Origin of the sequence: Mesorhizobium sp. M7A.F.Ca.CA.003.01.2.1 (assembly GCF_003998945.1) — a bacterium.
Classification (GTDB): Bacteria; Pseudomonadota; Alphaproteobacteria; order Rhizobiales; family Rhizobiaceae; genus Mesorhizobium; species Mesorhizobium ciceri.
On sequence record NZ_RZRA01001134.1, the window covers coordinates 1 to 1549 of the forward strand.

The window sequence follows — 1549 nt, forward strand, 5'->3', positions numbered from 1 at the left end:
GTTTGCTGCCCTGTGCCGGATAGAAATCGGTGCCACCGGCAAGGATGCGCCAGGCGCCCTCGCCAAGCAAAGCGAGCGCTTCGTCGACCGAGGTGGGTTTCGCGTAACGGATCACGCTTTGCCTTCCCGAAAAGAGGCCTTCCAGAGCTGGTACTTCGAAAGATCCTTCCAGCACAGGGGTCGGAAAATTCATTCGTATGCAAATGATATCAAGCTGGCAGGATTTGTCAAAGCCGGAGTTTGCCGCGGCGCCGCCGGCACGCATTTGTTATGGCTTGAGAGGTTGACGCGGCCGGCCATCTGGTCAAGTTTCTGCGTCCGGTCGCGTCAGCGGCATTTTCCACTGGAGCCTGCATACGGAAGAGGAAAGCCCATGGCCGACGAAGCGCTTGTCGTCATCGACCTGCAGAACGATTTTTGTCCCGGCGGCGCGCTGGCGGTTGCCGGCGGCGACGAGATCGTGCCGCTGGTCAACGACCTGATCCGGCGAACCGACCATGTCGTGCTGACGCAGGACTGGCATCCCGCCGGTCACTCCAGCTTTGCTTCCAGCCATCCGGGCGCGCAGCCCTTCACCATGATCGAAATGCCGTACGGCCAGCAGACGCTGTGGCCGGACCACTGCATCCAGGGCAGCCTGGGCTCGGATTTCCATTCCGGCCTCGCCTGGACCAAGGCCGAGCTCGTCATTCGCAAGGGATTTCGGCCTGATATCGACAGCTACTCGGCCTTCTTCGAGAACGACCGCACGACCCAGACCGGCCTTGCCGGCTACCTCCGGGAGCGCGGCATCGACACGCTGACCCTGGTCGGGCTGGCGACCGATTTCTGCGTCGGCTTTTCGGCGCTGGATGCCGTCAGCCAGGGCTTCAAAACCACAGTGCGGCTGGATGCCTGCCGCGGCATCGATCTCAACGGTTCGCTCCATGCCACGCTGCAGCGCATGCGCGACGCCGGCGTGAGGCTCGAAGACCCTTTGTCGGACTGACGGATCGTGAGGCGCAAGAGGGGCTTTTTGTGGGTCGCGACGAAGGCGGCAATCGTCGTGGCCGTGCTGTTTCCGGCACAGGCTTTCGGGGCGGAGGAACACGGCCTGCCCGGCGCTTCGATGTCGCTGTGGTGGGCGCTGCCCTTTGCCGGGCTGCTGTTGTCGATCGCCACTGGTCCGCTGCTGTTTCTTCATGTCTGGGAGCATCACTACGGCAAGATCGCGGCCCTTTGGGGCGCTCTGGTGGTCCTGCCGCTGGCGGTCGCCTTCGGTGTCCCCACAGCGACCGAAGCGGTGCTGCATGCGTTGCTCGCCGAATACATGTCGTTCATCATCCTGCTGTTTGCGCTGTTCACCATTTCCGGCGGCATTCTCCTTGCCGGCAACATTCACGGCACGCCGCTGGTGAATGCCGGCCTGCTGCTGGTCGGCGCGCTGCTGGCCTCGGTGATCGGCACGACCGGTGCCTCGATGATCCTGATCCGGCCGATCATCCGCGCCAACGATAACAGGCGGTTCAACGCCCATGTCGTCATCTTCTTCATCTTCCTGGTGTCCAAC

At 62.8% G+C, this 1549-nt stretch carries 2 protein-coding genes and 1 pseudogene; 2 read left to right on the top strand and 1 reads right to left on the bottom strand.

What is annotated here, in order from left to right; all coding sequences use genetic code 11:
• Positions 1-265 (bottom strand): annotated as a pseudogene (locus EN969_RS36360) (xanthine dehydrogenase family protein subunit M); the annotation flags it as partial.
• A 108-nt stretch (positions 266-373) separates the two neighbouring features.
• On the opposite strand from EN969_RS36360, the gene pncA reads away from it, so the two are divergent.
• The gene (pncA, locus tag EN969_RS30490) at positions 374-988 is read left to right on the top strand and encodes a bifunctional nicotinamidase/pyrazinamidase (RefSeq protein WP_063169737.1); all 615 of its coding nucleotides are present in this window, start codon (positions 374-376) and stop codon (positions 986-988) included.
• A gap of 27 nt (positions 989-1015) precedes the next feature.
• Positions 1016-1549 (top strand): sodium:proton antiporter (locus tag EN969_RS30495; RefSeq protein WP_206525274.1); only part of this gene is annotated, 534 nt, incomplete at its 3' end.

Coding starts and splice junctions, on each gene's coding strand:
- pncA (WP_063169737.1), top strand. CDS start 374: ATGGCCGACGAAGCGCTTGTCGTCATCGACCTGCAGAACGATTTTTGT.